Source organism: Streptomyces alkaliphilus (genome assembly GCF_014141535.1).
In the GTDB taxonomy this organism is placed as follows: domain Bacteria; phylum Actinomycetota; class Actinomycetes; order Streptomycetales; family Streptomycetaceae; genus Streptomyces; species Streptomyces alkaliphilus.
This window is the reverse complement of record NZ_VKHT01001030.1, coordinates 1-1,720: the sequence shown is the minus strand read 5'-3', so window position 1 is coordinate 1,720 and position 1,720 is coordinate 1. Positions and strand designations below refer to the sequence as shown.

2 protein-coding genes are annotated in these 1,720 nt (G+C 73.5%); one reads left to right on the top strand and one right to left on the bottom strand.

Annotated elements, in window-relative coordinates; translation table 11 throughout:
* A partial coding sequence (locus FNQ90_RS22145) for a helix-turn-helix transcriptional regulator (protein WP_182607967.1) occupies positions 1 to 1,015 on the bottom strand: 1,015 nt, incomplete at its 3' end.
* Positions 1,016 to 1,125: 110 nt separating this feature from the next.
* Here FNQ90_RS22145 and FNQ90_RS22140 point away from each other — a divergent pair.
* Entirely contained in the window at positions 1,126 to 1,680 is a 555-nt protein-coding gene (locus FNQ90_RS22140) for a DinB family protein (protein WP_182607966.1), read from the top strand.
* Positions 1,681 to 1,720 lie beyond the last annotated feature (40 nt).

The following is a 1,720-nucleotide window of genomic DNA, read 5'->3' as shown; positions in this document are numbered from 1 at the left end:
CGTCCACCCCGTCCGTCCCGCCCCGTACCTCCTCCTCACCGGTCGCGGGCGTCACCCGGCGGCCGGCCCGGCCGAACCGCTCCGCCCGTTCCCGCACCAGGTCGAGCAGCTCGGGCGGCTCCACCACCCGGAACTCCGCCCCGGCCGCTCCCAGCGCCATCAGCGGCCACTCCAGGGAGTCGGCGGTCATCCGCACCCGGCACCGTCCGTCGTCGGTCCCCTCCACCGTGCCCCACTGCCCGACCCTTTCCCGCACGACCGCGGGCGGCGCGTCGATCACCGCCTCCACCCGGTACGGACGCGGGAGGTTGTCCAACCTGTCCCGGAGAAACTCGGCCGCGTCGGCCGCCGGGAGCTCACGGGGACGGAACCGCTCCCCCGTCGCCCGCGGCCCGGTGATCCGGTCCACCCGGAAGGTGCGCCAGTCGTGACGGTCCAGGTCGTAGGCGATCAGGTACCAGCGCCGCCCGGGACAGACCAGCCGGTGCGGCTCCACGTGGCGCTCGGTGCTCCGGTCGCCGGCCGTCGTGTACGAGAAGCGGAGCCGCTCGGCCGCCCGGCAGGCCGGCGCGAGCACGGTGAGCACCGTCGGGTCGACCGGCGCCGCCTCCGGACCGCCCCAGTCCACCGGCACGGTCGCCGCGCTCAACGCCTCCACCCGCCCCCGCAGCCGGACGGGCATCACCTGAACGACCTTGGCCAGGACCCGCACCGAGGATTCGGAGATGCCCTCCACCGCGCTCCGTGCCGCGGCCCGCAACCCGACCACCAGGGCGACCGCCTCCTCGTCGTCGATCACCAGCGGGGGCAGCGCCGCACCGGCCGCGAGCTGGTAACCACCGTCCACGCCACGCCGCGCGTCCACCGGATACCCCAGCTCCCGCAGCCGGTCGACGTCCCGGCGCAGGGTGCGCGGCGAGACACCCAGCCGTTCCGCGAGTTCGGGCCCGGGCCAGTAGCGGTGGGTCTGGAGGAGGGACAACAGCCGCAGCATCCGGGTGCTGGTGTTCGCCATGCCCCGATTCTCGCTTCGATTGCGGTCGGAAAGTGACCACTGTGGGTTCCAGGATGGAGTCGGAACGACGGAGCGGGCCGAGCGGCCCGCCACGGACGAAGGGCGGAGCCATGACCACGCACGAGACGACCACCCCCCGGGACAACGAGGTCCGCGGCGCCCGTGAGTGCGCCGACCTGCTGCAGACTCTGGCGACCCACCGCCACTTCCTGCGCCACACCGCCCGCGAGCTCACCGACGAGCAGGCGCGTCGGCGCACCACGGTGAGCGAACTGTGCATCGGCGGCATCATCAAGCACGTGGCGGCCACCGAACGCGAATGGGCCGACTTCATCGTCAAGGGGCCGAGCGTGATGGCCGACTTCTCCGAGATGACCGAGGCCGACTTCGAGCGGCGGAAGAACGAGTTCGTGCTGCTGCCGGACGAGACCCTGGCCGGGGTCCTGGAGGAGTACGCCGAGGTCGCCCGCCGAACCGACGAGGTGGTCACCGAACTGCCGGACCTGGACGCCGACCACCCGCTGCCGGAGGCACCCTGGTTCGAGCCCGGTGCCCGCTGGTCGGCCCGCCGCGTGCTGCTGCACATCATCGCGGAGACCTCGCAGCACGCCGGTCACGCCGACATCATCCGCGAGGCCCTCGACGGTTCTAAGACCATGGGCTGACGCCCGGCAGCCCGCCGGGGAGGGCGGCCGGGGGCCGGGG

Excerpts from the sequence above, each read along its gene's own strand:
- FNQ90_RS22140 (WP_182607966.1), top strand. The coding sequence starts at position 1,126 with ATGACCACGCACGAGACGACCACCCCCCGGGACAACGAGGTCCGCGGC.